The sequence below is a fragment of the Pseudomonas monachiensis genome (assembly GCF_047345015.1).
In the GTDB taxonomy this organism is placed as follows: domain Bacteria; phylum Pseudomonadota; class Gammaproteobacteria; order Pseudomonadales; family Pseudomonadaceae; genus Aquipseudomonas; species Aquipseudomonas monachiensis.
Genome location: NZ_CP178857.1, coordinates 4,090,178 through 4,116,233 on the forward strand (window position 1 = coordinate 4,090,178; position 26,056 = coordinate 4,116,233).

General features: G+C 61.8%; 31 protein-coding genes. 13 read left to right on the top strand and 18 right to left on the bottom strand.

Annotation, left to right across the window (positions count from 1 at the left end):
• Positions 1-41 precede the first annotated feature (41 nt).
• The 3 genes from ACMDB8_RS18375 to surE all read left to right on the top strand — a co-directional run bounded on the left by ACMDB8_RS18375 (position 42) and on the right by surE (position 2,677).
• Entirely contained in the window at positions 42-218 is a 177-nt protein-coding gene (locus ACMDB8_RS18375) for a DUF1302 family protein (RefSeq protein WP_409078874.1), read from the top strand.
• Positions 219-241: 23 nt separating this feature from the next.
• The gene (locus tag ACMDB8_RS18380) at positions 242-1,621 is read left to right on the top strand and encodes a DUF1329 domain-containing protein (RefSeq protein WP_409078875.1); all 1,380 of its coding nucleotides are present in this window, start codon (positions 242-244) and stop codon (positions 1,619-1,621) included.
• A 78-nt stretch (positions 1,622-1,699) separates the two neighbouring features.
• A complete protein-coding gene (gene surE / locus ACMDB8_RS18385) occupies positions 1,700-2,677 on the top strand; it encodes a 5'/3'-nucleotidase SurE (protein WP_056722398.1) in 978 nt (325 codons plus the stop codon).
• Between the two features lie 239 nt (positions 2,678-2,916).
• On the opposite strand, the gene ACMDB8_RS18390 is transcribed toward surE, so the two are convergent.
• The 4 genes from ACMDB8_RS18390 to ACMDB8_RS18405 all read right to left on the bottom strand — a co-directional run bounded on the left by ACMDB8_RS18390 (position 2,917) and on the right by ACMDB8_RS18405 (position 6,509).
• Positions 2,917-3,375 (bottom strand): REP-associated tyrosine transposase, encoded by a 459-nt coding sequence (locus ACMDB8_RS18390; RefSeq protein WP_056722400.1) that lies wholly within the window; start codon positions 3,373-3,375, stop codon positions 2,917-2,919.
• Positions 3,376-3,644: 269 nt separating this feature from the next.
• Positions 3,645-4,760 carry a 3,4-dihydroxy-2-butanone-4-phosphate synthase gene (locus ACMDB8_RS18395; RefSeq protein ID WP_056722402.1) on the bottom strand — a complete coding sequence of 372 codons (1,116 nt, stop codon included), beginning with the start codon at positions 4,758-4,760 and terminating at the stop codon, positions 3,645-3,647.
• Complete coding sequence (locus tag ACMDB8_RS18400) at positions 4,757-5,683, bottom strand: alpha/beta hydrolase (RefSeq protein ID WP_056722404.1); 927 nt, start codon at positions 5,681-5,683, stop codon at positions 4,757-4,759. The genes ACMDB8_RS18395 and ACMDB8_RS18400 overlap by 4 nt, the downstream gene beginning before the upstream one ends.
• Positions 5,670-6,509 (bottom strand): SDR family NAD(P)-dependent oxidoreductase, encoded by an 840-nt coding sequence (locus tag ACMDB8_RS18405; RefSeq protein WP_056722406.1) that lies wholly within the window; start codon positions 6,507-6,509, stop codon positions 5,670-5,672. The genes ACMDB8_RS18400 and ACMDB8_RS18405 overlap by 14 nt, the downstream gene beginning before the upstream one ends.
• Before the next feature lie 146 nt (positions 6,510-6,655).
• Between ACMDB8_RS18405 and ACMDB8_RS18410 the strand changes: the two genes are divergently transcribed.
• The 4 genes from ACMDB8_RS18410 (at position 6,656) to ACMDB8_RS18425 (ending at position 9,973) form a co-directional block, all read left to right on the top strand.
• Positions 6,656-7,699 carry a Rieske 2Fe-2S domain-containing protein gene (locus tag ACMDB8_RS18410; protein WP_056722408.1) on the top strand — a complete coding sequence of 348 codons (1,044 nt, stop codon included), beginning with the start codon at positions 6,656-6,658 and terminating at the stop codon, positions 7,697-7,699.
• Positions 7,700-7,835: 136 nt separating this feature from the next.
• Positions 7,836-8,966 carry a helix-turn-helix transcriptional regulator gene (locus ACMDB8_RS18415; RefSeq protein WP_056722410.1) on the top strand — a complete coding sequence of 377 codons (1,131 nt, stop codon included), beginning with the start codon at positions 7,836-7,838 and terminating at the stop codon, positions 8,964-8,966.
• An 87-nt stretch (positions 8,967-9,053) separates the two neighbouring features.
• The gene (gene nudE / locus ACMDB8_RS18420; protein ID WP_056722412.1) at positions 9,054-9,602 is read left to right on the top strand and encodes an ADP compounds hydrolase NudE; all 549 of its coding nucleotides are present in this window, start codon (positions 9,054-9,056) and stop codon (positions 9,600-9,602) included.
• A 203-nt stretch (positions 9,603-9,805) separates the two neighbouring features.
• Complete coding sequence (locus tag ACMDB8_RS18425) at positions 9,806-9,973, top strand: hypothetical protein (RefSeq protein WP_177336459.1); 168 nt, start codon at positions 9,806-9,808, stop codon at positions 9,971-9,973.
• A 65-nt stretch (positions 9,974-10,038) separates the two neighbouring features.
• Here ACMDB8_RS18425 and dmpG read toward each other — a convergent pair whose 3' ends face one another.
• From dmpG to ACMDB8_RS18445, 4 genes are read right to left on the bottom strand one after another with little or no spacing between them, the layout of a single operon-like run.
• Positions 10,039-11,073, bottom strand: a complete 1,035-nt coding sequence (dmpG, locus tag ACMDB8_RS18430) for a 4-hydroxy-2-oxovalerate aldolase (protein WP_223541595.1) — start codon at positions 11,071-11,073, stop codon at positions 10,039-10,041.
• A gap of 13 nt (positions 11,074-11,086) precedes the next feature.
• Positions 11,087-11,995 (bottom strand): acetaldehyde dehydrogenase (acetylating), encoded by a 909-nt coding sequence (locus ACMDB8_RS18435; protein ID WP_056722416.1) that lies wholly within the window; start codon positions 11,993-11,995, stop codon positions 11,087-11,089.
• 19 nt (positions 11,996-12,014) lie between these two features.
• Positions 12,015-12,806, bottom strand: a complete 792-nt coding sequence (locus ACMDB8_RS18440) for a fumarylacetoacetate hydrolase family protein (RefSeq protein ID WP_056722418.1) — start codon at positions 12,804-12,806, stop codon at positions 12,015-12,017.
• On the bottom strand, positions 12,803-13,645 hold the full coding sequence (locus tag ACMDB8_RS18445) for an alpha/beta fold hydrolase (protein WP_409078876.1): 843 nt from the start codon (positions 13,643-13,645) through the stop codon (positions 12,803-12,805). The genes ACMDB8_RS18440 and ACMDB8_RS18445 overlap by 4 nt, the downstream gene beginning before the upstream one ends.
• Before the next feature lie 158 nt (positions 13,646-13,803).
• On the opposite strand from ACMDB8_RS18445, the gene ACMDB8_RS18450 reads away from it, so the two are divergent.
• Both ACMDB8_RS18450 and ACMDB8_RS18455 read left to right on the top strand, forming a co-directional pair.
• Entirely contained in the window at positions 13,804-14,574 is a 771-nt protein-coding gene (locus tag ACMDB8_RS18450; protein ID WP_056722422.1) for an SDR family oxidoreductase, read from the top strand.
• A gap of 113 nt (positions 14,575-14,687) precedes the next feature.
• Positions 14,688-15,185 carry an SRPBCC family protein gene (locus ACMDB8_RS18455; RefSeq protein WP_056722424.1) on the top strand — a complete coding sequence of 166 codons (498 nt, stop codon included), beginning with the start codon at positions 14,688-14,690 and terminating at the stop codon, positions 15,183-15,185.
• A 457-nt stretch (positions 15,186-15,642) separates the two neighbouring features.
• Here the strand turns inward: ACMDB8_RS18455 and ACMDB8_RS18460 are convergent, their stop codons facing one another.
• From ACMDB8_RS18460 to ACMDB8_RS18490, 7 genes are read right to left on the bottom strand one after another with little or no spacing between them, the layout of a single operon-like run.
• Positions 15,643-16,077: a nuclear transport factor 2 family protein gene (locus ACMDB8_RS18460; protein ID WP_056722426.1), complete on the bottom strand. Its 435-nt coding sequence runs from the start codon at positions 16,075-16,077 to the stop codon at positions 15,643-15,645.
• On the bottom strand, positions 16,074-16,463 hold the full coding sequence (locus tag ACMDB8_RS18465; protein ID WP_409078877.1) for a steroid Delta-isomerase: 390 nt from the start codon (positions 16,461-16,463) through the stop codon (positions 16,074-16,076). Before ACMDB8_RS18465 ends, ACMDB8_RS18460 begins: the two co-directional genes overlap by 4 nt.
• Positions 16,464-17,666, bottom strand: coding sequence for an acetyl-CoA C-acyltransferase (locus ACMDB8_RS18470; protein WP_409078878.1), 1,203 nt, complete (start codon positions 17,664-17,666; stop codon positions 16,464-16,466).
• Positions 17,667-17,695: 29 nt separating this feature from the next.
• On the bottom strand, positions 17,696-18,154 hold the full coding sequence (locus tag ACMDB8_RS18475) for a MaoC family dehydratase (protein WP_409078879.1): 459 nt from the start codon (positions 18,152-18,154) through the stop codon (positions 17,696-17,698).
• Between the two features lie 2 nt (positions 18,155-18,156).
• Positions 18,157-18,939, bottom strand: coding sequence for an SDR family oxidoreductase (locus ACMDB8_RS18480; protein ID WP_409078880.1), 783 nt, complete (start codon positions 18,937-18,939; stop codon positions 18,157-18,159).
• 13 nt (positions 18,940-18,952) lie between these two features.
• The gene (locus ACMDB8_RS18485; RefSeq protein ID WP_056722435.1) at positions 18,953-20,146 is read right to left on the bottom strand and encodes an acyl-CoA dehydrogenase family protein; all 1,194 of its coding nucleotides are present in this window, start codon (positions 20,144-20,146) and stop codon (positions 18,953-18,955) included.
• Complete coding sequence (locus ACMDB8_RS18490; protein WP_056722437.1) at positions 20,143-21,315, bottom strand: acyl-CoA dehydrogenase family protein; 1,173 nt, start codon at positions 21,313-21,315, stop codon at positions 20,143-20,145. Before ACMDB8_RS18490 ends, ACMDB8_RS18485 begins: the two co-directional genes overlap by 4 nt.
• A 172-nt stretch (positions 21,316-21,487) precedes the next feature.
• Between ACMDB8_RS18490 and ACMDB8_RS18495 the strand changes: the two genes are divergently transcribed.
• Complete coding sequence (locus ACMDB8_RS18495) at positions 21,488-22,132, top strand: YceH family protein (protein WP_056722439.1); 645 nt, start codon at positions 21,488-21,490, stop codon at positions 22,130-22,132.
• A gap of 130 nt (positions 22,133-22,262) precedes the next feature.
• Here ACMDB8_RS18495 and ACMDB8_RS18500 read toward each other — a convergent pair whose 3' ends face one another.
• Entirely contained in the window at positions 22,263-22,781 is a 519-nt protein-coding gene (locus ACMDB8_RS18500; RefSeq protein ID WP_056722441.1) for a cupin domain-containing protein, read from the bottom strand.
• A 9-nt stretch (positions 22,782-22,790) separates the two neighbouring features.
• Entirely contained in the window at positions 22,791-23,609 is an 819-nt protein-coding gene (locus ACMDB8_RS18505) for a shikimate 5-dehydrogenase (protein WP_409078881.1), read from the bottom strand.
• A gap of 246 nt (positions 23,610-23,855) precedes the next feature.
• On the opposite strand from ACMDB8_RS18505, the gene ACMDB8_RS18510 reads away from it, so the two are divergent.
• The 3 genes from ACMDB8_RS18510 (at position 23,856) to ACMDB8_RS18520 (ending at position 24,967) form a co-directional block, all read left to right on the top strand.
• Entirely contained in the window at positions 23,856-24,230 is a 375-nt protein-coding gene (locus ACMDB8_RS18510; RefSeq protein WP_056722445.1) for a hypothetical protein, read from the top strand.
• A gap of 235 nt (positions 24,231-24,465) precedes the next feature.
• On the top strand, positions 24,466-24,660 hold the full coding sequence (locus tag ACMDB8_RS18515; RefSeq protein ID WP_056722446.1) for a hypothetical protein: 195 nt from the start codon (positions 24,466-24,468) through the stop codon (positions 24,658-24,660).
• A 115-nt stretch (positions 24,661-24,775) separates the two neighbouring features.
• Complete coding sequence (locus ACMDB8_RS18520) at positions 24,776-24,967, top strand: hypothetical protein (RefSeq protein ID WP_056722448.1); 192 nt, start codon at positions 24,776-24,778, stop codon at positions 24,965-24,967.
• Here ACMDB8_RS18520 and ACMDB8_RS18525 read toward each other — a convergent pair.
• Positions 24,964-26,025 carry an AI-2E family transporter gene (locus ACMDB8_RS18525; protein ID WP_056722450.1) on the bottom strand — a complete coding sequence of 354 codons (1,062 nt, stop codon included), beginning with the start codon at positions 26,023-26,025 and terminating at the stop codon, positions 24,964-24,966. The genes ACMDB8_RS18520 and ACMDB8_RS18525 overlap by 4 nt on opposite strands.
• Positions 26,026-26,056 lie beyond the last annotated feature (31 nt).

A 26,056-nucleotide genomic window follows, 5' to 3' on the forward strand; every position in this document is an offset into this window, starting at 1 on the left:
CCACCCCTGAACTGCAGGTCGGGCCGGCCTGACCGCTGCGCATGCTCGATTACTACGCCTATGGCACCTGGGACGTGAGTGGTCACGCCCTCAACGCGCGCCTGGGCAACCAGGTGGTGAGCCGGGATGAGAGCCTGTTCTATCCGGGTATTTGCGCGGCCCAGAGCCCATTGGCCGACCGCGACAACGTCGCGCTCAGCTTCAAGAACCGGTTCTGATTCCCCTGTCGGAGGAGCACAGCATGTCCAGATTCACCCAAACCTTATTGAGCACGGCATTGACCGTGGCTCTGCTCGGCAGTGGCCTGGCTTACGCCAAGGTCAGCCCCGAGGAAGCCGCCCGCCTGGGCCAGGACCTGACCCCGATAGGCGCCGAAAAGGCCGGCAACGCTGACGGCAGCATCCCGGCCTGGTCCGGCAAATGGCGCGGTCTGCCACCGGGTCTAAAGTACGCCGGCCCCGGCACCCCGTATCCGGACCCGTACGCCGCGGAAAAACCACTGTTCGTGATCGATTCGAAGAACATGGACAAGTACGCCGACAACCTGACCGATGGCCAGAAAGCGTTGCTCAAGCGTTACCCTGATACCTTCAAGATCCCGGTGTACCCGAGCCACCGCGACTTCCGCCTCGATCAGCGCATGGAAGACCTGATCAAGAAAAACGCCGTCACTGCCGAACTCGACAATGACAACAACGACACGAAAAACGCCTGGGGTGCTTCTCCGTTCCCGATCCCGAAGAACGGCAGCGAGTTGATGTTCAACCATACCTTGCAGTCGCGCGCCAACACTGAAGAGGCCAACTACGGCCAGGCGGTGGTGTACGCCAACAAGGAAAAGGTGCTCGAAGAGGTCAACTACAAGATCTTCTCGATCTGGTCCAGTCCGGACAAATCTCTGGAGACGGCCAACGGCATCCTCACCAACTTCCTGATCACCACGCTGGAACCGGTGCGCAAGAAAGGCGAAATCGTCGTCGGCCACGAGTTCATCAACCCGACCTCCTCCCCGCGCCAGGCCTGGCAGTACAGCCCCGGTCAGCGCCGGGTGCGTCGCGCGCCGACCGTGGGCTACGACTCGCCGACCGGCGCGGGAGGTTTTCGCGTGTACGACGAAGACCGTTTGTTCAACGGTGCACCGGACCGCTACAACTGGACCATCGTCGGCAAAAAGGAAATCTACATTCCTTATCACAACTACAAGATCGATGATCCGAGCGTGAGCACCGATCAGATTCTGGCCACCACCGGCCATATCGATCCGCAGTACATGCGCTATGAAAAACACCGCGTCTGGGTGCTGCAAGCCACCCTCAAGGAAGGTGCCCGCCACGTGTACGCCAAGCGTGTGATGTACCTGGATGAGGACACCTGGTCCGCGACCCTGGCCGACAACTACGACAGTCGCGGTCAACTCTGGCGCACCAACATGCAGACTTCGATCTACGCCTACGAGATGCAGCGTTACCACGCTCGCCTCGGGATCTATCACGACCTGATTGCCGGCTCGTATCTGGTTGACCGGATGCTGATCGATCAGAAACCGGCGAAGCTCAACGCCACCGCCTTCACCGAAGACGAATTCACCCCTGGCAACCTGCGCAAACTCGGCACCCGCTAAAACCTCAGTGCCCCGACCGACTCATTCGGTCGGGGCGTTATGCTTTTCCAATTCTGTAGATTTCACGGAAGACTGCTCATGAATAAACTCCTCACCGGCGTCATCGCAATGGCCAGCGTTGGCCTGTCGATGCACGCCAATGCCCTGAACATCCTGCTGACCAACGACGACGGTTGCCGCGCACCCGGTATCGATGCGATGTACCGCGCCCTGACCGCCGCCGGGCACAAGGTCACCCTGGTCGGCCCATTGAACGACAGCAGCGGCATCAGCGCCGCCAGCGTGGTCGTGCCCGGCCAGGCCCTGGCGGTGACCGAACTGGCGCCGGGCAAATTTTGCGTCGGGCCGCCGGAGGGCTACACCCCGCCTGCCGGCAAGACCTCTGCCATCGGCACGCCAGTGGATGCGGTCAACGTCGGCCTCGATGTGATCCTCAAGGATTCGCCGCCAGACCTGGTGGTATCCGGCACCAACTTCGGCGAAAACGTCGGCCCGTTGACGCAGATGTCCGGCACCCTGAACGCTGCGGTACGCGCGATGTTCAAAGGTGTTCCGGCAGTAGCGGTGTCAACGGCCATCGACATGGACCTGATCATCCGCGACCAGCAGGCCGGCTACCGCAAAACCCTTGGCGCCATGGACGACACGGCGCGGTTTGCCGTGAAGGTCATTGAACAGGCGAGCCTGGCCGGTACCGAAGCTAAACAGGCCTGCACCAAGAACAAACATCAGTGTGATTTGAACGTGCTCGGCCTGCCGGGTATCAGCGGCTTGAACCTCAACTACCCGCCCCTGAAACCCGAAGAAGTCAAAGGCGTGAGCTTTGCCCCGATCGGCAACTGGGATCGGGTGAACTTCACCTCACAGCGCGGCGCCGACGGCGTGGTCCACGTCAACCTGGCCCCACCGTCGACACCAACCGACGCCCAGCAAAAGGCCGATGCCTATCAACTGTGGCAAGGCCACGCGGTGATCACCGTGATCGACGGCAACATGACCGCGCCGCAGGCGATGCAGGATCAGGCGAAGAAGATGTTGCGCGGGATCAAGCCTTAAGCCAATGCAGATGGGGTGTACGCAACTTCTGTGAACCACCCAAATCACTGTGGGAGCGAGCTTGCTCGCGATGAGGCCGGCCCATTCAACATCAATGTCGCCTGACAGACCGCCATCGTCGGAACGCCGCCCGGAGCAAGCTCGCTCCCACAGGGTTATCAGGTGTACGCAATATCTGCGAACAACCAAATTCACTGTGGGAGCGAGCTTGCTCGCGATTGAGGCAACACGGTTCCAGATCAAACCCAGATCGCATCCCACAACGGATAGTCACCAAGCTTCTCAACCAACCCAGCCCGCAACGGGTTGGCGACGACATATCGAGCAAGCTTCACCAAGTCTTCATCCCGCCGCAGTGCCCGATCGTGATAGCCCTGCTGCCAAAGACTGCCTTTACGTCCGACGGACATGTTCACGGCCCGCGTACTCAATGATTTGGTTTTTTGCATCAGCTGACTGAGTGAGCACTGCTGCAACTCGATCAACCAATGAAAATGATCGGGCATGACAACCCAGGCTAACGAGTTCGCCCAATATTGTTCCTGTGCATATTGAAATTGCTTGACGACCAGCCTGCCCAGACCGAAATCCTTGAAAACCGGTTCTCGGTCCAGCGTGTTGCTCGTCAGCAGGTAAATCCTGTTGGGTTCAGGATAGCGGCCTGTGCGCAGGCGATGCGAGGCGGGTAATTCAGGCATTCCTTTGCCCTCTCCATGGTGAATTCAGGAGGAAGGCTAGACCGGTGGATGCTTGAGCGTTGGGTCAGCTTTTGACTGGATGTGACCAATCGATAGCTATCGCGAGCAAGCTCGCTCCCACAATGATTTCGGCTGCTCGCAGATATTGCATACACCCATTAACCCTGTGGGAGCGAGCTTGCTCGCGATGGGGCCGGCCCATTCAACATCAATGTCGCCTGACAGACCGCCATCGCGAGCAAGCTCGCTCCCACAGGTTTGTGTTTGCTTCAGTTTGCCGGCTGGAACGGCACAAACTCCGTCACTTCCAGATCAAACCCGGAAACAGCGGTGTACGGCACCGGCGAGCTCATCAGGCGCATTTTGCGCACGTTCTGGTCCCGCAGGATCTGCGCGCCGATGCCCAGGGTCCGTTGCGGAAACTGTGGTGCCCGGTGCTTGCCTCCACTGCGCTGACGCAGTTGTTCGAGCACGCCCTCGGCGGATTCCTTTTGCGCCAGCAGCACCAGCACACCGCTACCGGCCGCCGCGATACCGGCCAGCGAACGCTCCAGGGTCCACTGTTGCGGCCCGCCTGCGCTTTCACACCCCAGTACGTCACGCAACGTCTCGATGCTTTGCACCCGCACCAGCACCGGTTGCGTGCTGTCGATCCGGCCCTTGACCAACGCCATGTGCAACGAGCCCTGGTAGGTGTCCTGATAGGTGGTCACCTGGAACTCGCCGTGGCGGGTTTGCAACGGATATTCGCCGCCGCGTTCGATCGTGCCTTCATGCAGGATGCGATAGTGAATCAGGTCGGCAATGGTGCCGATCCGCAAACCATGGCGTTGGGCGAAGTCATGCAGCTCGGCACCACGGGCCAGTTCGCCGTCCTCGTTGAGGATGCCCACCAGGGTTGCCGCCGGTTGCAGCCCCGCCAGTCGCGTCAGGTCGCAAGCGGCCTCGACATGGCCGGCCCGCTGCATCACGCCACCGGGCAAGGCTTGCACCGGGAAGATATGCCCCGGTTGCACCAGGTCCGTCGGAACGCTGGCCGGGTCGACCGCCACCTGGATCGACCGCGCCCGGTCCGCTGCCGAGATGCCCGTGGACACTCCGGTGGCGGCTTCGATCGAGCGGGTAAAACCCACGCCATGTTGCGCCCGGGAGTTGGGCACCATCAGGTCCAGGCCCAGTGCGCGGCAGCGCTGCTCGGTCAGGGCCAGGCAAATCAGCCCGCGTGCCTGCACCGCCATGAAGGTGACAGCCTCGGCCCCGGCCTGTTCGGCGGCCATCAGCAACGAGCCTTCGCCGTTGTGTTCATCGTCGGTGATCACCACCATCCGACCGGCTCCGATGGCCTCGATCAGTTGCGGCACCGTGTTGAAAGCCAGGTCGTTCATTTGAGTGCCCCGCGCAGGTCGGTCGCCGCATCGGACAAAGCCTGTGCCGCCCCTTCGACGAATGCCGCCATGCTGATAAAGCCGTGGATCATGCCGTCACAACGCTGTACGCGCACAGGTACGCTGGCCTCGCGCAAGCACTCGGCCATTGCCTCGCCTTCATCGCGCAACGGATCGAATTCGGCGGTAATCAGGGTCGTTGGCGGCAATCCCGCCAGGCTCTCGGCGCGCAACGGCGAGGCCAATGGGTCCTCCGCCTGCCCGACGTCTTGCAGGTACTGCTGCCAGAACCAGCGCATCATCCCGGCGGAAAGCAGATAGCTCTGGGCAAAGTCTTCGAAGGACTGACTGTCGCAACCGGCGTCAGTGACCGGATAAAACAGGCACTGATAACTGATCTTCGGCCCCTGGCGTCGTGCCGCCAACTGACTGACCGCCAGCGCCAGATTGCCCCCGGCGCTGTCCCCGGCCACAGCCAGCCTGCTGCCATCGACGCGCAGTTCAGCCGCGTGTTCGACCAGCCAGCAGGTGGCCGCATAACAATCGAGCGGTGCAGCCGGGAACTTGCTTTCCGGCGCCAGTCGGTAGGCGACTGACACCACCACCGCCTCGGTCTGGCGGGCCAGCGAGCGGCAGAGATTGTCGTGGGTATCGAGGTTGCCCATGACAAATCCGCCGCCATGGAAAAACACCAGCAATGGCAGGTCGCTCTCTTCCGATGGCCGGTACAGCCGTGCGTCCAGTTCACCGTCCGCGCCGGCCACCCGCAGGTCGCACACCTCGCTCATCGGTTCGCCGGGGATGGCCGGCAGCAGGTTGTCGGAGAACTGCCGGTACTGAGCGGCATCGATATGACTGAAATCGGGCTCCGGGATGTCGCGAAACTGCTGGAGTACTCCAGCGATCTGCTTATCGAGCGGCATGGGCATCGTCCTCTACGTCAGTCATTTGAAACTGCGGATTGGTTTCTCCCAGGATGCTTTGCAGACGGCGTTCAAGGGCCGGTTTGAAACTCTTGTGGGGCAGGATCCAGAAACGCTTTTGCGCGACGGCGGCGAACACTTGCGCGGCCAGTTCCGCCGGGGTCATGCCCTGGCGAACGGTGCTGTCGAGCAGTTGACTGAAGTCGGACCCGGCGGTGCCCACTTCCTGGTTCGACGCCATGATTTCACTGGCCACCGGCCCCGGACACAGCACCGACACCGACACCGGCGCACCGATCATGGCGAGTTCGTAATGCAGGGTTTCCGAGAGCGCGACCACCGCCTGCTTGGTCACGTTGTACGGCGCCATCAGCGGGCTGCTGACCAGCCCTGCAAGGGATGCCGTGTTGATCACATGGGCTGCCCGGCCCTGACTGAGCAGCAGCGGCACAAAGCTGCGAATGCCGTTGATCACGCCGTTGAGGTTGACGTCGAGCATGCGCTGCCATTGCGCCTCGGTGATTTCCCAGCTGAAGCCGGTTTGCATCACCCCGGCGTTGTTGAACAGCAGGTCGACCCCGCCAAAGTGCTCGACAGCCCGGTCACGCAAGCGCTCGACCTGCGTTACATCACCGACATCGGTGACGCAGGCAATCGCCTGCACACCGCTGGATTTCAATTCCTCGCACAGGGCTTGCAGGCCCGCCGCATCCCGATCCGCCAGCACCAGGCGCATGCCCAGCGACGCCGCGTGTTCGGCCAGGCCACGGCCAATACCACTGGCGGCCCCGGTAATCACCGCTACCGGCCCTTGTTCATTACTCATCGCCAACTCCTGCCATGGGTCTAATGGCGCCAGTAGAGCGGGCCTACTTAAAGCAGCCATCGTCCATTCAGACGATGCCCGCTTTTACAGGGGCGGCAGAATCCGTTACATGCGCCAAACCCGTGATCCCTTGGGAGAATAATAAGATGAGTACCCTGCACCGCATCGAAGCCAAACTGCTGGAAGACCGCTACGCCCGTGGCTGGCATTGCCTGGGCCTGGCCGCGCAATACCGCGACGGCAAGGCCCACCGCCTGGAGGTGTTCGGCACCCGTCTGGTGGCGTTCCAGGGTGAAGACGGCGATCTGCATATTCTTGATGGCTACTGCCCGCACATGGGCGCCGACCTGAGCACCGGTTGCGTTGAAGGCAACTCGATCCGCTGCCCCTTCCACGCCTGGCGCTGGGGCGCCGATGGCGTGTGCGATGACATCCCTTATGCCAAGCGCATCCCGCCACGGGCCAGGATCAAGAGCTGGCCGATCATGGAAGAGAACCAACTGCTGTTCGTCTGGAACGACCCCGAAGGCAACCCGCCGCTGCCGGAACAACGCATTCCGCGCATCGACGCCTGCTACAGCGACGAATGGGCGGAGTGGGAAGTCGCCGAACTGCAGATTGGCACCAACTGCCGCGAACTGATCGACAACATCGCCGACATGGCGCACTTCGGCACCGTCCATGGCGCGCCGGTCGACGAGTTCATCAACATTTTCCAGGGCCACCTGGCCACCCAGATCATGCGCGCCCGCAGTGAGCGCCTGTCCGGCGATAGCGTGCTGACCACCGAAGCCACCTATTTCGGCCCGGCCTATCAGATCACCGAAATGAACGGCGCCATGAACGGCCAGCCAATCCATTCGATCCTGCTCAACTGTCACGTGCCGATTGACCTCGACAGCTTCACCCTGCGCTACGGCGTGCTGGTGAAGAAGATCCCGGGGCTCAGCGAAGAGCAGAACCAGGCGATGGCCAAGGCCTACGTGGCGCAAGCGCAGGCAGCCTTCTACGAAGACGTGGCCATCTGGCACAGCAAGACCCGCGTCGACAACCCGCTGCTGTGTGACGGCGACGGTCCGGTCTATCAGTTGCGCCGTTGGTACGAGCAGTTCTACACCGACGTCCAGGCGCTGTCGGCGGACGTTGCCGAACACAAGAAGTTTGTCGTGCGCGCCAGCGAACGGGTCTGACATCAGCGGCTTTTCGCCCGCCCCGGGCCTGAGCGGCAGCCGCCGGTCAGGCCCTGAGCCCGAGCGTTGCAAGGAGTCGATACCGGCGCTTATTCTCGGCCACCGCCAACGCTAATAATAAAAACGGTTTTTCCCCATGCAGCAGAGCCTCAGCCTCGATACGTTCAGTGATTTGCTCGGCAACCTCTATCAGGGGCCGCTGGAAACCATTCCCTGGGCGACTTTTCTCAACCAGCTCAATGTGCATCTGAACAGCAAGTACGTGACCTTCATCCTGCGTCCGCCCAGCGCCCATGTGGATGGCCTGATGGTCAACACCACCGGTACCTCGACCGAGGCGACCGCGTCGTATAACAAGCACTTTTTCAGCCTCGATCCGTTTGTCGACCTGCCCAACCGCCAGGTCGTGACCCTCGCCGAGTTCGTCTCCAACGACGACTGGCAGAACTCCGAGTTCTACAAGAACTTCCTTGAACCGGTGGACGTGTTCCACATCCTCGGTGCCGACATCAACACTGTCGACGGCGCCCAGTGCCGCATTCGCATCAGTCGCGGGCGTGACGACAAGCCTTTCGGCAATGAAGAAAAGGCCATGCTCACGCATTTCATCCCGCACCTGGAACGCTCGATCAAGATCCACATGCAACTCAACCGTATCGAAGCCGAGCGCAACCTGTACGCCGGCGCGGTGAACCAGATGGCGGTCGGCACGATCATCCTCGACGAGTCCGGCAAGGTGCTGCAGACCAACCAGGTTGCCGACCGGCTGATCCAGGAAAAGGACGGCATCAAACTGGTCAACGATGGCCTGCAGGTCGGTACCGCCCGGGACACCCAGGAGTTCCGCCGACTGGTCAAGCAGTCGCTGCTGTCGCAAAAGAGCGGCAATCCATCAGTGGTTGAGGCCCTGCGCGTACAGCGACCGTCCGGCAAAGCGGATCTGGGGATCATCGTGCGCTCGGTGCCCTTGAGCGACTGGAGCGAAGGCAAGCAGTGCCCCACCGTGGTGATTTTCATCAGCGACCCGGAGCAGCAGTCCACCGCGCCCCAGGATATAGTCCGCGCACTGTTCGACTTCACCCCGGCGGAAACCCAGCTTGCCATGTTATTGGCGAACGGCTTGACCCTCGATGAAGCCTCGGAAGAGCTGGGCATCAGCCGCAACACCTCCCGGGCGCACCTGCGCTCGACCTTCTCCAAGACCGGCGTGACCCGCCAGACCATGCTGGTGCGCCTGATCCTGCGCAGCGTGGCGACCCTCGGCTGACCCTCATTGCTGCCCTCGTCCGCTCGGACGATGGCGGCTCCCGTTGTACAGCGCACAGTGTCTTTATCCCAAACAGGGGACTGCCCCATGCGCAACTGCCCAACCATCCTCAAGACTGAACTGCTGGCGCAAAGCGGCCACTTTCAGATCGAAGCCCTGCACCTGCAATTCAGCAACGGCCAGCAGCGGGTCTACGAACGCCTGCGCGGCACCGGTTATCGCTCGGTGATGCTGGTGGCGATGCCCGATCCTGCGCATGTGCTGCTGGTGCGTGAATACGCGGTCGGTGTGGAAAAAACCATCCTCGGCCTGCCCAAGGGTGGCGCCGAGCCCGACGAAGACTATCTGCAGGCGGCGCAGCGCGAGCTCAGCGAAGAAGTCGGCATGCGCGCCGCCCGCCTCACCGAGTTGGGCGAGCTGACACTGGCACCGGGGCATTTGTGCCATCGCTACCGGGTGGTACTGGCCGAACAACTGAGCCCCTGCCAACTGCAAGGTGACGAACCCGAACCCCTGGAATGCCTGCGTGTACCCCTGGCACAGATTCCCGAACTGGTGGCCCGTGGCGACCTGCATGAAGCCCGGGCGATTGCGGCGCTGTTCATGGCCATGGGCGCCATAGCACGCCGTGGCTGATGCTCAATTTTTTGTAGGAGCTGCCGCAGGCTGCGATCTCTTGACCTTGCTCTAAAAATCAAAAGATCGCAGCCTCGTTGCACTCGGCAGCTCCTACAGGGGATTTTGGCCAGGCACAGATCCCTAGTCCATTCGGACGAAGCCGCTCGCCCTCCACCGCCATAACCTGTCTCTACAACAATAAAACCGTGTCGAGACCCATCATGCGCAAATCTACTTGTGCTCTGTTCATCATCCTCTGTGCGGGTGCTTCCACCAGTCTGTGCCAGCTGTTCAAGAACGAAGCCTACCGACCGACCACCGCCTACTTCAGCTGTTCGAGCACGGCGATCAATTGCTATCCGCCCGTGGTGCGCAATCTGCTGCCTTGAACACGGTTTCCACCGGCCATAAAAAAACCACCGAATCATCGGTGGTTTTTTCGTTGCCGCAATAATCAGGTCGGCAGTACACCCCTGGCCCGCGACAGGGTCAGCGCCAGGTCTTCGATCATGTCTTCCTGACCACCTACGGTTCCGCGCCGCCCCAGTTCCACCAGCAGCTCGCGAGCAGCAATCCCGTACTTCTGCTCGGCGCGCTTGGCGAACAACAGGAACGAGCTGTAGACCCCGGCGTAACCCAGCGTCAGTGCGTCGCGGTCGAGGCGGATCGGCTGGTCCATCATCGGCACCACCAGGTCTTCGGCCACGTCCATGATCTTGTACAGATCCACGCCGCTATTGACGCCCATCCGCTCCAGCACCGCGACGAACACTTCCAGCGGCGTATTGCCCGCCCCCGCGCCAAGGCCCGCGACCGAGCCGTCGATGCGCGCGGCACCGGCCTCGATGGCGGCCAGGGAGTTAGCGATGGCCATGCCCATGTTGTGATGGCCGTGGAAACCGACTTCGGTCCCGGCGTTCAGGCCGGCACGCAGGGCCCCGATTTTTTGTGTGACTTCATCGGGCAGCATGTAGCCGGCCGAGTCGGTGCAGTAGATGCAGTTGGCACCGTAGCTCTCCATCAGGCGCGCCTGCTCCAGCAACTTCTCCGGGCTGACCATGTGCGCCATCATCAGGAAGCCGACGGTGTCCAGGCCCATCTTCGCCGACATGCCGATGTGCTGGCCGGACACGTCCGCCTCGGTGCAGTGGGTGGCGACACGAATGGTCGACACGCCGTGTTCATGGGCCATCTTCAGGTGATCGAGGGTACCGATCCCCGGCAGCAACAGGGCCGAGACCTTGGCCTGTTTCATCTGCGGGATCACCGCGCAGAAATACTCCTCGTCGCTGTGAGCCGGGAAGCCATAGTTCAGCGACGCACCGCCCAGGCCATCGCCGTGGGTGATTTCGATCAGCGGCACACCGGCCGCATCGAGACCGGTGGCCACCGAAACCATTTGCTCAATACTGATCTGGTGCTGTTTGGCGTGCATGCCGTCGCGCAGGCTCATGTCGTGCAGACGGACGCTCTTACCTTGCAAATTCATCGGGATTCTCCACTCAACGGACGGGCAGTTGCAGGGTGCCCTTGTGGGCTTCTTCGGCGAACATCTCGGCCGTGCGCAATCCGGCGGCGGTCATGATGTCGAGGTTGCCGGCGGACTTGGGCAGGAAATCGCCGAGGCCTTCGACCTCGATGAAAATCGACACCTTTCGCCCATCGAACACCGGCCCGTTAATCAGCTTGTAGCCGGGCACATAGCGCTGCACTTCGCGGACCATCTCCAGCACCGAGGTGCGGATCGCGTCCTGGTTCGGTTCGTCATCGGTCAGGCAGTGTATGGTGTCGCGCATCATCAACGGCGGCTCGGCCGGGTTGATCACGATGATCGCCTTGCCGCGTCGGGCGCCGCCGATCTTCTCCACCGCACCGGCCGTGGTGCGGGTGAACTCGTCGATGTTCTGCCGCGTGCCCGGGCCGACCGAACCGGAAGAGACCGTCGCGACGATTTCGCCGTAGCTCACCGGCTGCACCCGCGACACCGCCGCCACCATCGGGATGGTCGCCTGACCACCGCAGGTGACCATGTTGACGTTCATCGCCAGGCTCGACGCGTGCTCCTTGAGGTTGACCGGCGGCACGCAGTACGGGCCGATGGCTGCTGGCGTGAGGTCGATCATGATCACGCCCAGTTCATTGAGCTTGCGGCTGTTCTCCGCATGCACGTAGGCCGAGGTGGCATCGAAGGCGATGCGAATGTCATCGTCGAGGACGTGGGGCAGCAAGCCGTCGACACCGCCGGCGGTGGTTTTGATGCCCATTTCCCGAGCACGTTTCAGGCCCTCGGATTCAGGGTCGACACCCACCATCCACACCGGCTCGATCCATTGCGATCGGCACATTTTCATCAGCAGATCGGTGCCGATATTGCCCGGGCCGATAATGGCCGCTCTGAGTTTTTTGCTCATTAGGTTAAAACTCCAAAAGTCAGGCGCAGAAAGACACCCGGGCACTGCCCAGGCCATCAATGGTCAGTTCAAAACGGTCACCGGCACGGGCTGGTTCCAGCGGTACCAGAGAACCGGACAGGATGATTTCCCCGGCCTTGAACGGAATGCCGAAGGCACCCAGGGTGTTGGCCAGCCAGGCCACGGCGGTCAGCGGATTGCCTTGCACCGCCGAACCCAGGCCTTCGCTCAGGGGCTCACCGTTCTTGAACACGCGCATGCGCAAATTCGGCAGGTCCAGCTCGCGCGGGTCGACCTTGCTGTCGCCCAGCACGAATACGCCGCAGGAGGCGTTGTCAGCGACCGTGTCCTGGATGCGGATGCGCCAGTCGTGAATCCGCGAGTCGACGATCTCGAAGCACGGCATCACGTATTCGGTGGCGGCCAGCACGTCGGCTTCGGTGATGCCGGGGCCGACCAGGTCATGCTTGAGCTTGAAGGCGATCTCGCCCTCGGCACGGGGCTGGATCAGTTTGTTGGCGGACAGGGAAATCCGGGCATCGTCATCGAACGACATCTGCCGCGTGATGAAGCCGAAATCCGGCTGATGCACGTTGAGCATTTGCTGCACCGCCGCCGAGGTCACGCCGATTTTCTTGCCGACGATCTGGTCACCGGCCGCCACCCGACGCTCTATCGCGTACAGGGAAATGTGATAGGCGTCTTCGATGCTGATCGACGGCCAACGCTCGGTCAGCGGCGCCAGGGTGGAGCCGCTGAGCAGCGCCTGATAAAGCTCTTCGCCGAACTCACGGCGCAATTGCACGCTCATCCGCGGGCCTCCAGAAGAAACGCCAGGCACTGGCGATTGAAAAAGTCACGGTGTTCGACCTGAACCCAATGCCCGCACTCGCTGAGCATCACGAAACGGATGCCGGAGCAGTTTTCAAGCATGGTCTGGGCACCGGAGGACGGGCAGAACTTGTCGTTCATGCCCCAGAAACCGAGGATCGGGCACTGCAATTCACCCAGGCGCGACGTCATGTTCGGCACCTGCATGGTCGACAGCACACACACCGGTTGCTGTTGCACCACCGCCACCCGTTCGTTGACCGTTTCGTCGCTGATCAGGCTTTCATCGAACAGTTGCAGGGCCAGCAGGCGACGCATGCCCGCGGCGTCGTTCAGCTCACCCTTGGCGAAGGCCGCACCCATTTTCTGGATGCCTTCCATCTGCAGGTAATACTGTTCCTTTTCCATCAGGCCACCGGGCGCCATCAGCACCAGACGGCTGACACGCTGCGGTTGGTCGAGGGCCAGTTTGATCGCGATCGCGCCGCCCAATGAGTTGCCGATGAGCGCGCAACGCTGGATATCCAGGGCGTCGAGCAAGCCGCTCAGGGCCGCGACGAAGAAGTCCAGGGTGTAAAGGGTGTCAGGCTTGTCCGAAGCGCCGTAGCCCGGCAGATCCGGGACGATCACCCGGTAACCGGCCTCGGCGAACACCGGGTAGTTCTGCTTGAAGTTGCTGTGACCGCTGGCGCCCGGCCCGCTGCCATGGATGAAAATCACCGGCTCGCCGTTGCCGGTGTCTTGCCCGCCGATGTCTTTATAGTGCAGCTGCAAACCATCCGGCAGCGTAACGAAGTGCCCTTGCGCTGAAGCGCCCATAAGGTGTCCTCCCGGCCTGTTGTTGTAGCGGGATTATTCCGAGGGGCCGGGTGGTCAACATCGTCCGACAAGACTACCTAGTCCCTTTGGACGTTGGCCTGCACAAGGCTGCGGACCTAGCATCGACGGCATTCCCGAGCGACAAAAAGAGAACTCCCATGCTTGATCCGATGGACTTTCGCGGCAAAGTGGTACTGGTCACCGGCGGTGGTAAAGGTGTCGGACGCGGCATTACTCAACGCTTTCTGGACTGTGGCGCCGAAGTGGTGATTTGCGGTCGCGAAGCCCCGCCAACCCTGCCTGCCAGTGCCGGGCGTGAGGCGCTGTTCGTGCCCTGCGACCTGCGCGACGTCGAACAGTCCGGGCGCTTGATCGCACAAATCGTCGAGCGTTTCGGTCGCCTCGATGTGCTGGTCAACAACGCCGGGGGTTCGCCGAGTGCCGACGCGGCCACCGCCTCGCCGCGTTTCAGCGAGGCAATCATCCGTTTGAACCTGATCGCACCGCTGAACCTGTGCCAGCAGGCCAACGAGGTGATGCAGGCCCAGGCCGACGGCGGTGCGATCATCAACATCTGCAGCGTCAGCGCCACCCGCCCTTCCCCCGGAACCGCCGCCTATGGCGCGGCCAAGGCCGGACTGCTGAACCTGACCACCTCGCTGGCGGTGGAATGGGCACCGAAGGTGCGGGTCAATGCGGTCACCGCCGGGCTGATTCTCACCGAGCAGGCGGCCATGCATTATGGTGACGACGCGGGCATTGCCCGGGTGGCGGCGACCATTCCATTGCAACGACTGGCGACCCCGGAAGACATTGGCGACACCTGCCTGTACCTGGCCTCGAAGCTGGCCCGTTATGTCAGCGGCGCGGACATCGCGGTGCATGGCGCGGGCGAACGCCCGGCGTTTCTCGACGCGGCTCAATCCTGAAGTGATCGCAGCCTTCGGCAGCTCCTACAATTGAACCTCAATCTCTGTAGGAGCTGTCGAGTAAAACGAGGCTGCGATCTTTCAAGCATTCAAATAACAAGAGGAATTCCGACATGCCCGCAATCGCCAGCCACAGTGTTTTGCTCGATCTCCCACCTCAAGCCGTCTGGGCCAAACTGCGCGACCTGAGCCTCGCCCCGCACTACGTGCCGGGCCTGACCGGTTGCCAGTTTCATCCAGGCGCAACGGAAGGCCTCGGCACCAGTCGCCGGGTGTTGCGCAAGGGCGGTCAGTATCTGGATGAAAGCGTGGTGCAGTGGCAGGAAGGCACGGGGTTCGTGTTGCGGTTGCACAAGGGCGGCAATGACTCGCCCTTTCCTTTTCGCCAGGCGAGTTTCAGTTATGCCTTGCAAGCCGATGGCAACGCGACCCGCATCACCCTGCAAATGAATTACAGCCTGCGCGGTGGCAGGCTGTTTGAAAGGTTGCTGGCCAAGTCCTTCAACAAGGTCGTGCAGCAGATTGCCGAGAACCTCAAGGCTTACTACGAAACCGGCCGAACGCAGAATCCGGATATGGCTGTCAGCGCATCCAACATTGATGTCGCCTGACATGCCGCCATCGCGAGCAAGCTCGCTCCCACAGGGAATTGGGCTTGCCCGTAATGCCGGCGTCACCACCAAAAACTGTGGGAGCGAGCTTGCTCGCGATGAGGCCGGCACATCCAACATTGATGTTACCTGACATGCCGCCATCGCGAGCACGCTCGCTCCCACAGGGGATTGGGGATACTCGCAATGCCGGCGTCACCACCAAAAACTGTGGGAGCGAGCTTGCTCGCGATGAGGCCGGCACATTCAACATTGATGTTGCCTGACATGCCGCCATCGCGAGCACGCTCGCTCCCACAGGGGATTGGGGATACTCGCAATGCCGGCGTCACCACCAAAAACTGTGGGAGCGAGCTTGCTCGCGAAGAGGCCGGCACATTCAACATTGATGTTGCCTGACATGCCGCCTTCGCGAGCAAGCTCGCTCTCACAGGGGCACCTCGGGAGTGAGCCGCCTTCAGGAACGCGCCACTTCCGAGTGAGCGGTAAAACGGGTGGCGACGATCTTCCATTGGCCGGCGATACGCTGGTAACGGTCCTGATAGAACCCACCCAACTGCCGCGTCGCCCCGCTCTCGCCATCCAGGTTGAAATACCACAGGGCCCAACGGCCCTGGGCCTGATCCTCGCTCAGCACTTCGATTTCCGGGTTGGCGCCGTGATGCAGGTCGATCACCCGCTCATGGCAAGCCAGTTCGCGGTACAGCGCGACAAAACTGTCGCGCTCGCGGAAGATTCCCAACGGCCCATAATCGATCAGCACTGCACCTTCGGCAAAGCAGTCGGCAATCACCTCGACCTGCTTGAGGTCGCAGGCGTTGAGATAGCGATGCTTGAGCTGGCGGATATCCTCCAGCGCTTCCAGGCGGGCGATCCGCTGTTCCAGATTCATGCTGCACCTCGCGCGGTGACGTTAACTTCACTCCAGTAGGCTTTCATCGAGCGGATCTTACCGTCGGTGTCGAACTCCATCACATCGATCACATGCAGCGAGCACGGTTGCTCGCCCCACTCCATGTCGACCCGGAACGGCATCGCGCCGCAACCGTTGAGTGTCGCGCGCACCGGGCCGGTGCGGGTTGCGGAGACTTTCATCGCACCCAGTCCTTCACGGTAAAAACGCGCGATGGCGTCGATGCCCTGCAACGGCGTCTGGCCGACCGGGTCTTCAACGGTGGCGTCTTTGGCGTAGAGCGCGAGGATGCCCTCGATGTCGCTGGCATCCACCAGTTCCACATAGCGAGCCATGGTCGCCTGGATATGTTGTGCGCTGATCATTCAGACCACCTCGAACAGAGCAGCAGCGCCCATGCCGCCACCGATGCACATGCTCACCACCACGTAACGCAAGCCGCGACGCTGGCCTTCGACCAACGCGTGACCAACCATCCGCGCACCGGACATGCCAAACGGATGGCCGATGGAGATCGCCCCGCCGTTGACGTTCAGGCGCTCGGCCGGAATGCCCAGGGTGTCGCGGCAGTACAACACCTGACAGGCGAACGCTTCGTTCAACTCCCAGAGGCCGATGTGGTCCATGGTCAGGCCGTGGCGCTTGAGCAGCTTGGGGATGGCGTACACCGGGCCGATGCCCATCTCGTCGGAATTGCAGCCGGCGACGGCCATGCCGCGATAGATCCCCAGCGGTTCCAGGCCACGTTTCTCGGCCATTTTCGCGCTCATCAACACCGAAGCCGACGCGCCATCGGACAACTGCGAGGCATTGCCGGCGGTGATGAAACGCCCCTTTTCGCTCCACTGACCGCCCGGCCATACCGGCTCCAGCGCCTTCAGGCTCTGAAGGCTGGTGTCAATGCGGTTGCACTCGTCGCGCTGCAAGGTGACGGTTTCATAACCGGTTTCGCCGGTGGCCTTGTCGAACAGTGCCTTGCGGCTGGCCATCGGCGCCAGCTCGCGGTCGAAGCGCCCGGCGCTCTGGGCCTGTGCGGTGCGCAGCTGGCTCTGATAGCTGTATTCGTCCTGCTCGTCGCGGGAGATGCCGTAGCGCGCGGAGACGATCTCGGCGGTTTCGATCATCGGGATATAGGCGTGCGGGTCCAGCTCAATCACCGAACCCGACTGGTTGCGATACAGGTTCTTGTGCTTGTTCTGCACCAGGGAAATCGACTCCAGGCCACCGGCCACGGCGATGTCGATTTCGTCGCACATGATGCCTTTGGCGGCCATGGCGATACTCATCAGGCCCGACGAACACTGGCGCTCGACGGCCATCCCGGCAACCGACGCCGGCAAGCCGCCGGCAATCGCGCACAGGCGGCCCAGGTTATAGGACTGCGTGCCCTGCTGCGCCGCGGCGCCGATGATCACGTCGTCCACTTCACCCGGCTCGATGCCGGCACGGCGCACGGCTTCGCGCACCACGTGGCCGCCCAGTTGCGGCGCTTCGGTGTCATTGAACGCACCGCGAAAGGCTTTGCCGATCGGAGTGCGGGCGGTGGAAACGATGACGGCTTCTTTCATGCTGGATTCCTCGAAAATGCTGTTGAAGGTCAGGCCGGGTAATAGCGACTGATGGTGTCGACCACGACGCCTGGACGTTCCTCGCCGTCGATTTCGACGCTGACACGGATGGTCGCCTGCACGCCGCCTTTCACTTCCTCGACCGCGATCAGTTGCGCACTGCCGCGCACCCGCGAGCCGACGCGCACCACCGAGGGGAAGCGCACCCGCTCACAACCGTAATTGACGCCCATGGCCAGGCCGCGGACCTCAACGATCTGCGGCAAGAACAGATTGACCAGCGACAGGCTCAGGTAGCCGTGGGCGATGCAGGTACCAAACGGGCCGCTGGCGGCCTTGAGCGGATCGACGTGAATCCACTGGTGATCGCCGGTGGCATCGGCGAACTGGTTGATTCGGTCCTGTTCCAGCAACAGCCAGTCACTGGCGCCGAGTGATTCGCCCACGGCGTCGAACAAGGCCATCGGTGTGTCGAAAATACGTGGCATGGTCACGCCCTCTGGCTGGACACCGACAACACTTCGCCGGTCATGTAGGAGCTGTAGTCGCTGGCCAGGAACATCATCACGTTGGCCACTTCCCAGACTTCGGCGGCGCGGCCGAACGCTTCGTTGGCCGCCAGTTGATCGAGCACCGCCTGGGGCGCGGATTTGCGCAGGAAATCGTGCAGGGCGATGCTCGGGCTGACCGCGTTGATGCGGATGCCGTAGTCGGCGGCCTCGACCGCTGCGCAGCGGGTCAGCGCCATCACCCCGGCCTTGGCGGCGGCGTAGTGCGCCTGTTCTTTCTGCGCGCGCCAGCCCAGTACCGAGGCGTTGTTGACGATCACCCCGGCACGCCGCTCCATCATTTTCGGCAGCATGGCGCGGGTCATGCGCATGGTGCCGGTGAGCGTCACGTCGATGACCCGATTCCACTCTTCGTCGGCCATGTCCACCAGCAAGCGCGAGCCGCCAAGCCCGGCGTTGTTGATCAGCACATCGACGCCTTGCAGGTCACGCTCGGCGCAGGCGACCAACTGCTGCACCTGGGCTTCGTCGGCGACGTTGCAGACCTGGCCGAACACCTGTTGCAGCCCGGTGGTTTCGCGGATCTTCAGCACCGCCTCGGCCAACCGGCCTTCGTGGATATCGCTGATCATCAACGCACGGCAGCCTTCTTCGGCAGCGCGCACGGCGGCGGAAAAACCGATCCCGGCACCTGCGGCGGCGGTGATCAGTACCGACTTGCCGCGCAGCAGGCCGCGACCTTCAACATATTGAGGTACAGACATGAACTCTCTCCTTTCAGGCGCGCGGACGCGGCTCTTTGGGCATGCCCAAGGCACGCTCGGCAATGATGTTGCGCTGGATTTCGTTGCTGCCGCCGTAGAGGGTGTCGGCGCGGCTGAACAGGTACAGCGACTGCAAACGGGTGAGTTGGTAAGGTCCGGCTTCGAGCAATTCCGCCTCGGCGCCGAGGACGTCCATCGCCAACTTGCCGAGGCTGGCGTGCCAGGTCGACCAGAACAGCTTGTAGATGGTCGCCTCTTTGCGCAGCGAACCGTCCTGGCTACCCGAGAGCATGCGCAGCGAGTTGTAGCGCATGATCCGCAAACCGCTCCAGGCTTCGGCCAGGCGCTGACGCAGGATCGGGTCGCGGTCGGCGCCGTTGGCGCGGGCCTTGGCGATGATTTCGTTGAGTTCGTTCTGGAACTGCATCTGCTGGCCGAGGGTCGAGACGCCGCGCTCGAACCCCAGCAGCGCCATGGCGATCTTCCAGCCTTCGCCCGGCTCGCCGATGATGTTGGTGGCGTCGGTGCGGGCATCGTCGAAGAACACTTCGTTGAATTCCGAGGTGCCGGTCAGTTGCTCGATGGGGCGTACGGTGATTTCCGTCTGGGCCATCGGCACCAGCAGGAACGACAGACCGCGATGGCCGATGCTGCCTGGTTCGGTGCGGGCGATGACAAAACACCAGTCCGACTCGTGGGCCAGGGAGGTCCAGACTTTCTGGCCATTGATGATCCAGCTGCCGGAGGTTTCATCCAGCGTTGCGCGGGTCTTGACGTTGGCCAGGTCGGAACCGGCGCCCGGCTCTGAATAGCCCTGGCACCAGAACGACGTACCGCTGACGATCCCCGGCAAAAAGCGCTGTTGCTGCTCGACCGTGCCGAACGCGGCGATGGTCGGCCCGGCCAGGCCTTCGCCGATATGGCCCATGCGGCCGGGGCCGCCGGCGCGGGCGTACTCCTCATTGAAGATCACCTGCTGGGTGATCGACAAGCCACGCCCGCCATGTTCCGGCGCCCAGCCGACGCAGGTCCAGCCGCCTTCGGCGAGCTTGCGCTCCCAGGCTTTTCGTTCTTCGGGAAACATGTGCTCGTCGCCCGGTCCGCCGCGAAAACGCAGGGCTTCGAACTCGCCGCAGAGGTTGGCGCTCATCCAGTCGGCCACTTCCCGGCGGAAGCACTCGTCCTGCTCGCTGAAACTGATTTTCATGGCTGCTCTCCCAGAATCACCGAAGCAATGCGCTCGCGATGCCAGGCCGGCAGCCCGAGGAAACTCTCGCTGGCACGGGCGCGCTTGAAGTAGAGGTGCGGGTCGTATTCCCAGGTGAAACCGACGCCGCCATGCAACTGGATCGATTCGGACGCACAAGAGAAGTAAGTCTCGGAGCACTGCGCCTTGGCCAGCGCAGCCGCCAGCGGCAGTTCGGCCGCGACTTGGGGATCACCCTGGGGATCGAGGACTTCCTGGGCCACGCATGCGGCGTAATAACTGGCCGAACGGGCACATTCGACTTGCAGCATCATGTCGGCGGCGCGGTGTTTGAGGGCCTGGAAACTGGCAATCGGGCGACCGAACTGCTGGCGTTCCAGCATGTAGGCCACGCTGAGGTCGAGTACTTGCTGCGCGCCGCCGGTCTGCTCGGCAGCCAGGCCGATACAGGCCAGTTGCAGGACTCGTTCAAGGTGCGGCCAGCCATTGCCGAGTTCACCCAGCAGGCAGTCGGCTTCAAGGTACAGGCCCTTGAGCTGGATCCGCGCCTGACGCCGAGTCTGGTCCATGGTCGGCAACATTTGCCGTTCGATGCCTGCGCGTGCGGCGTTCACGGCAAACAGGCTGATGCCCGTTTCGCCAGTGGTTGCGGGTTGGCGGGCGGCAATGATCAACAGGTCGGCACCATGGCCGTCGAGCACATGCTTGAGGGTACCGTCGAGGACGAACCCGTCGCCTTCAGCCACCACCGTTGCCTGGACATCATCGGCCGACCAGCCGTTGGCACTGCTGAACGCCAGGGTCGCGGTCACGCTGCCGTCGGCAATCGACGGCAACCAGCGCTGCTTCTGTTCATCATTGGCCGCCAGCAATAGCGCAGGGGTGGCCATGCAAGCGGTGGCGAAAAACGGCGAGCACAGCAAACGGCGGCCCATCTGTTCCAGCAGGATCGTCAGCTCGACAAAGCCGAGGCCCAGGCCACCATAGGTTTCGGGGATATGAATGGCCGGCCAGTACATTTCCTGACACAGACGCTGCCAGAGGGCTTCGTCGAAACCCCGTTCACTGACCATCGCCGCGCGTACGGCGGCAGAATCCGAGACATCGGCGAGGAAGCCCTCGGCCGATGCGCGGATCATTTCCTGTTCGTCGCTGAATGCAAACTCCATCGCGGCGCCTTCTGCTCGTTTGGCGGGGCACGCGTGGCGCAACACCCCTTTGAGCATGAAGTTTGGCGCCAGCAGGAGGCGGCAGAATCGTTAGCCTTGCCTAGTCCGAACGGGCGATGTCAAAGTGCGCCCACGCAAGTGAAAAACATGAATCGGCTAAGGATGCAGAACCATGAGCACTGAGCAAGAGACGACTTTCGACGAGCCGCGGCTCAACAGTACGGAAATCCGCATTCTGGGTTCGCTGATCGAGAAACAGGCCACCAGCCCGGAAACCTATCCCCTGACCCTCAATGCCCTGGTGATTGCCTGCAACCAGAAAACCAGCCGCGAGCCGGTGATGAACCTGACGCCTGGCCAGGTCGGCCAGAGCCTGCGCGCCCTCGAAGGACGCGGCTTCACCAGACTGGTGATGGGCAGCCGCGCCGACCGCTGGGAACACAAGGTGGACAAGGCCCTGGAGCTGGTACCGGCACAGGTCATCCTGACCGGGCTGATGTTTCTGCGCGGCCCGCAGACCGTCAATGAACTGCTGACCCGCAGTGGCCGCATGCATGAATTCGAAGACACCGAACAGGTGGTGCATCAACTCGAACGCCTGATTGCCCGGGGCTTGGCCGTATTGATTGCGCGTCAGGCCGGTCAGCGCGAAGACCGCTATACCCACGCCTTGGGTGATCCGGCGGATATCGAGGCGATCATGGCGGCACGGCAAAACCCGACCGAACGGGGTGGCAGCGGGGTTTCGGTTGAACGGATCGAAGAACTGGAAGCGCGGATTGCTGCCCTGGAAGAAAGGCTGGCTCGGCTCGAGTAATCAGGCTACAGAGATCCCGATGTGGGAGCGAGCCTGCTCGCGATGGCGGACTGTCAGTCACATCAATGCCGGATGGGCCGACGCTTTCGCGAGCAAGCCCGCTCCCACAGGGGTTTGGCGGTGTTCGCGCCTATTCGCCGTCCCAGTAATCCACTCCATCGGCTTGCCGGGCAACGGCAACAAAGCCTGACGCATTACCCTCGGCATCCACCTTGAAGTCATCCATCACGGCATACTTGCCGGAATCCGGGTACTCACAGATCTCCGGTGATTGCTGGGTGCTGACGGCCAGGTACCGCAACTCGCCGTTGCTGGTATTGATGATCTGGTGCGCCTTTTCAGGCCCGCCCGGTGGACAGGCGATCACATCACCGGTGCGGATCGGAAAACGTTCGGTTCCCAGGCGGACCTCTCCCTCCCCGGCCACAACGTAGAACATTTCCTCATTGACCCGATGACTGTGGAACGGGCTGCCGCGCATGCCTGGCTCCAGCGCATACAGGCGATAACCCAGCTTTTGCGCCCCCAATTGCTGACCGACTCGGGCCAGGCGCTGTTGATAGCGCCCGGCGGTTTCACCGCCCGGCGCAAACGCTTCGGGCAGCGGTTCAAGTTCGACTGAGTCCAGATTGAGAATGGGGGGATGCATGGACACCTCCTAGCTGCGGGCAAACGCCACGGCCTTCTGGAATTGCTCGTCTGTCGGCCGTACACCGGTATAGAGCACAAATTGCTCCAGCGCCTGGATCGCGATCACTTCAAGCCCGGTGATGACCCGCTTGCCTTCGGCACGAGCACGCACGATCAGCGGTGTTTCCGATGGGATCGCCACCACATCGAAGACAGTTTCTGCTTTTTCGATCACTTCAGGCTCAAAAGCCAGTTGCTCGGCCTCCGGTCCTCCCGTCATGCCGATCGGGGTAACGTTGACCAGCATTTGCGGGCGACGGCTCCCCAGCTCGGCCTGCCACTCATATCCCAATGACTGCGCCAGCGCTTGTCCGGCGCGCTCGTTGCGGGCCACGATCACGCCGTTTTCATAGCCGCCATCGCGCAAGGCGCTCGCTACGGCCTTGGCCATGCCTCCACTGCCGCGCAAGGCAAAGGTCGAGTCCTTGGGCACCTGGTGTTTTTCCAGTAACTGGGCAACGGCAATGTAGTCGGTGTTGTAGGCCTTGAGATGACCGTCGGTGTTGACGATGGTGTTGATCGATTGAATGGCGGCGGCAGACGCGTCGAGTTCATCCACCAAGGCAATGCAGGCTTCCTTGAATGGCATCGACACGCCACAGCCACGAATCCGCAGGGCGCGAATGCCGGCAACGGCCCCCGTCAGGTCCTGGCTGGCAAAGGCCTTGTAGTAAAAATTCAGGCTCAGTTGTTCATACAGATGATTGTGAAAACGCAGACCAAAGTTCCCGGGGCGTCCTGAAAGGGACATGCACAGCTGGGTGTCTTTGTTGGGGTTCATCTGCATGGGCAAGCTCCTTCAAATGCACTTTTCGGATGGACGGGATTAGCCCTCCATCGGGTTCTGATCGATCATTTAAGTGTGTTATCGCGGCCTTACACGGGTCGGTAAAAAAGTCGCTACAGACCTTACACAAAATTTACCTCGCGGCCGTGCTGTTTTTCGAAAAAAAGCTGTCTTAGAAGTATCCCCGCGACAATCCCTGGGTCTATTGCAGACACAGGCGCCGGGTTGAAGAACCGAGGAACTATCATGATCCGTAAAGTCCCCACAGTAGCCTTGCTGATCGGCACCCTCGCTATCGCAGGACAGGCGCAAGCCGGTCATGGTAATGACGCCGCGGTATTTGGAGCGATCGTCGGTACTGCCATCGTCGGCTCGGCTCTGATCAACGCCAACCGCCCGGTCTATGTCGCACCGCAACCGGTCTACTACCAGCCCGCGCCGGTTTATTACGCGCCACCGCCTCCGGTTTACTACCAGCCGGCCCCGGTCTACGTGCAGCAACCGATCTACTACCGTCCGGCCCCGGTGTACTACGGCCCACCCCGTGGCTACTACGGTCCACCCCGCGGTTACTATGGCCCACCACGGGGCTACTACGGCCACGGCCATGGTCGCTGGTAACGAACGCTTCAAGCCCCGCTGAACCAGCGGGGCTTTTTTATCCCCGTTTGTCGGTACAGGTCTGGATAAATCTCGCCAAGGTCGCTATCGGGACAGTGCCCGTGGCAGAAGTTGGCAAGATGGACTCGACCCGTTTTCTGCCGTGCGGCAAAAAACGGTCATATTTTTGTCATGACAGTTCCGCAAGCTCGGTGCTGTCCGTCGAAAACAGGTTGATAACAACAAGGACGACCACATGCCCACGCAAAACCCGCACCGCATCGTCGGTCTGTGCACCTCCGGCAAGGTGTACAACGCACTGACCGAACTCAAGCACCTGGAAGGTCATCGCAGCGCCAAGTTTCTCTCGCTGCTGGCGCAAAGCCTGGTGCGCAAGGGCCTGCTCAACGAGCAGGAAGTGGTTCATATGCTCGATCAGGTGGTCGACTGACCGACCAACGGTCGTTTGCCCCATCCGGCATCAATGACCACTATCGAAAGCGTTGATTACCCCTCAAGGCACCCGGACCTTAAAGTAACTCCACAGATTGATGGAGGTACTTGTCATGTCCAAGGTTCAGATCATGTCCGTTATCGGCAGCGCCGTCCCCGCACAGCTCAGGGAACTGGGCATGCTCGCCTGCTGGTATCTGGTGCAGGACGGCGTGCAGATCAGCGGCCCGCTCACTTCGCTGCCCGCGGCAAAGGAGCTGTCGCAACGCATCGGCACTGGCCAGTCCGGCAGGCTGAGCGCTTAAGGCAGCTGCACCCGCGGTTTGGTTTCAATGAAAATGGCCCAGCTCGACATGAACAGGGCCGCGATCAACGGGCCGATGACAAAGCCGTTCAGTCCGAAAATCGCCAGGCCGCCGAGGGTCGAGATCAGGATCATGTAGTCCGGCATCCTGGTGTCCTTGCCCACCAGTAACGGCCGGAGCAGGTTGTCCACCAGCCCGATCACGAAGACCCCGAACAATACCAGCACCACGCCCTTCCAGATCGCCCCGGTAAACAGGAAAAACACCGCCACCGGCACCCAGACTATTCCCGCTCCCACCGCCGGCAGCAGCGACAGAAACGCCATCAACACCGCCCAGAGCAATACGCTGGGAATGCCCAGGAACCAGAAGATCAGACCGCCCAGCGCGCCTTGGGTGATCGCCACCAACAGGTTGCCTTTCACAGTGGCCCGCACCACACGATTGAACTTGAGCTGCAATCGGCGTTTCTGCTGCTCCTGCAACGGCACCGCCTGGCGCACCTTTCGCGCGAGTTCCGCACCGTCGCGCAGGAAGAAAAACAGCAGGTACAGCATGATGAAGATACTGACGATGAACTCGAACGTGCCCTGGCCGAAACTGAACGCCTGGGAGGCCAGCACCTGCCCACCGGTCATTGCGCTCTTGACGATTTTCTCCCGCAGCCCGCTCAACTCGCCCAAGCCGAAGCGATCCAGCAGATACTGGAAATACGGTGGCAGGCTGTGCTTGAGCTGCGACACGTACCCGGCGATATCGAGTTCACCGCTCTCGACGCGTTTGTAGAGTACCGCACCCTCCTGGACCAGCAAGGTGCTGATGATGATCACCGGTAGAATCGCGATCACCAGGCAAATGCTCAATGTGCACAGCGTCGTGAGGTTGCGTTGCCAGCCGAACTTCAGTTGCAGTCGGCTCTGCAGTGGCGCAAAGACGATGCTGAGGATCACCGCCCAGAACACCGCGCCGTAAAACGGCAGCAGGATCCAGATGAAGGCAGCACTCACCAGCACCAGCAAAACCGTCAGCGATTTGTCTTGCAGTGTCGTTTCGTTCATGTCCGATCCGTGCCAGTCAGTCAGGACGAAA

Coding starts and splice junctions, on each gene's coding strand:
- nudE (WP_056722412.1), top strand. CDS start 9,054: ATGCGCAACTGCCCAACCATCCTCAAGACTGAACTGCTGGCGCAAAGC.
- ACMDB8_RS18425 (WP_177336459.1), top strand. CDS start 9,806: ATGCGCAAATCTACTTGTGCTCTGTTCATCATCCTCTGTGCGGGTGCT.
- ACMDB8_RS18390 (WP_056722400.1), bottom strand. CDS start 3,375: ATGCCTGAATTACCCGCCTCGCATCGCCTGCGCACAGGCCGCTATCCT.
- ACMDB8_RS18510 (WP_056722445.1), top strand. CDS start 23,856: ATGATCCGTAAAGTCCCCACAGTAGCCTTGCTGATCGGCACCCTCGCT.
- ACMDB8_RS18450 (WP_056722422.1), top strand. CDS start 13,804: ATGCTTGATCCGATGGACTTTCGCGGCAAAGTGGTACTGGTCACCGGC.
- dmpG (WP_223541595.1), bottom strand. CDS start 11,073: ATGAATTTGCAAGGTAAGAGCGTCCGTCTGCACGACATGAGCCTGCGC.
- ACMDB8_RS18415 (WP_056722410.1), top strand. CDS start 7,836: ATGCAGCAGAGCCTCAGCCTCGATACGTTCAGTGATTTGCTCGGCAAC.
- ACMDB8_RS18380 (WP_409078875.1), top strand. CDS start 242: ATGTCCAGATTCACCCAAACCTTATTGAGCACGGCATTGACCGTGGCT.
- ACMDB8_RS18495 (WP_056722439.1), top strand. CDS start 21,488: ATGAGCACTGAGCAAGAGACGACTTTCGACGAGCCGCGGCTCAACAGT.
- ACMDB8_RS18500 (WP_056722441.1), bottom strand. CDS start 22,781: ATGCATCCCCCCATTCTCAATCTGGACTCAGTCGAACTTGAACCGCTG.
- ACMDB8_RS18395 (WP_056722402.1), bottom strand. CDS start 4,760: ATGAACGACCTGGCTTTCAACACGGTGCCGCAACTGATCGAGGCCATC.
- ACMDB8_RS18490 (WP_056722437.1), bottom strand. CDS start 21,315: ATGGAGTTTGCATTCAGCGACGAACAGGAAATGATCCGCGCATCGGCC.
- ACMDB8_RS18445 (WP_409078876.1), bottom strand. CDS start 13,645: ATGGGCGCTTCAGCGCAAGGGCACTTCGTTACGCTGCCGGATGGTTTG.
- ACMDB8_RS18435 (WP_056722416.1), bottom strand. CDS start 11,995: ATGAGCAAAAAACTCAGAGCGGCCATTATCGGCCCGGGCAATATCGGC.
- surE (WP_056722398.1), top strand. CDS start 1,700: ATGAATAAACTCCTCACCGGCGTCATCGCAATGGCCAGCGTTGGCCTG.
- ACMDB8_RS18400 (WP_056722404.1), bottom strand. CDS start 5,683: ATGCCGCTCGATAAGCAGATCGCTGGAGTACTCCAGCAGTTTCGCGAC.
- ACMDB8_RS18440 (WP_056722418.1), bottom strand. CDS start 12,806: ATGAGCGTGCAATTGCGCCGTGAGTTCGGCGAAGAGCTTTATCAGGCG.
- ACMDB8_RS18410 (WP_056722408.1), top strand. CDS start 6,656: ATGAGTACCCTGCACCGCATCGAAGCCAAACTGCTGGAAGACCGCTAC.
- ACMDB8_RS18455 (WP_056722424.1), top strand. CDS start 14,688: ATGCCCGCAATCGCCAGCCACAGTGTTTTGCTCGATCTCCCACCTCAA.
- ACMDB8_RS18505 (WP_409078881.1), bottom strand. CDS start 23,609: ATGCAGATGAACCCCAACAAAGACACCCAGCTGTGCATGTCCCTTTCA.
- ACMDB8_RS18520 (WP_056722448.1), top strand. CDS start 24,776: ATGTCCAAGGTTCAGATCATGTCCGTTATCGGCAGCGCCGTCCCCGCA.
- ACMDB8_RS18515 (WP_056722446.1), top strand. CDS start 24,466: ATGCCCACGCAAAACCCGCACCGCATCGTCGGTCTGTGCACCTCCGGC.
- ACMDB8_RS18480 (WP_409078880.1), bottom strand. CDS start 18,939: ATGTCTGTACCTCAATATGTTGAAGGTCGCGGCCTGCTGCGCGGCAAG.
- ACMDB8_RS18375 (WP_409078874.1), top strand. CDS start 42: ATGCTCGATTACTACGCCTATGGCACCTGGGACGTGAGTGGTCACGCC.
- ACMDB8_RS18460 (WP_056722426.1), bottom strand. CDS start 16,077: ATGAATCTGGAACAGCGGATCGCCCGCCTGGAAGCGCTGGAGGATATC.
- ACMDB8_RS18475 (WP_409078879.1), bottom strand. CDS start 18,154: ATGCCACGTATTTTCGACACACCGATGGCCTTGTTCGACGCCGTGGGC.
- ACMDB8_RS18465 (WP_409078877.1), bottom strand. CDS start 16,463: ATGATCAGCGCACAACATATCCAGGCGACCATGGCTCGCTATGTGGAA.
- ACMDB8_RS18485 (WP_056722435.1), bottom strand. CDS start 20,146: ATGAAAATCAGTTTCAGCGAGCAGGACGAGTGCTTCCGCCGGGAAGTG.
- ACMDB8_RS18405 (WP_056722406.1), bottom strand. CDS start 6,509: ATGAGTAATGAACAAGGGCCGGTAGCGGTGATTACCGGGGCCGCCAGT.
- ACMDB8_RS18525 (WP_056722450.1), bottom strand. CDS start 26,025: ATGAACGAAACGACACTGCAAGACAAATCGCTGACGGTTTTGCTGGTG.
- ACMDB8_RS18470 (WP_409078878.1), bottom strand. CDS start 17,666: ATGAAAGAAGCCGTCATCGTTTCCACCGCCCGCACTCCGATCGGCAAA.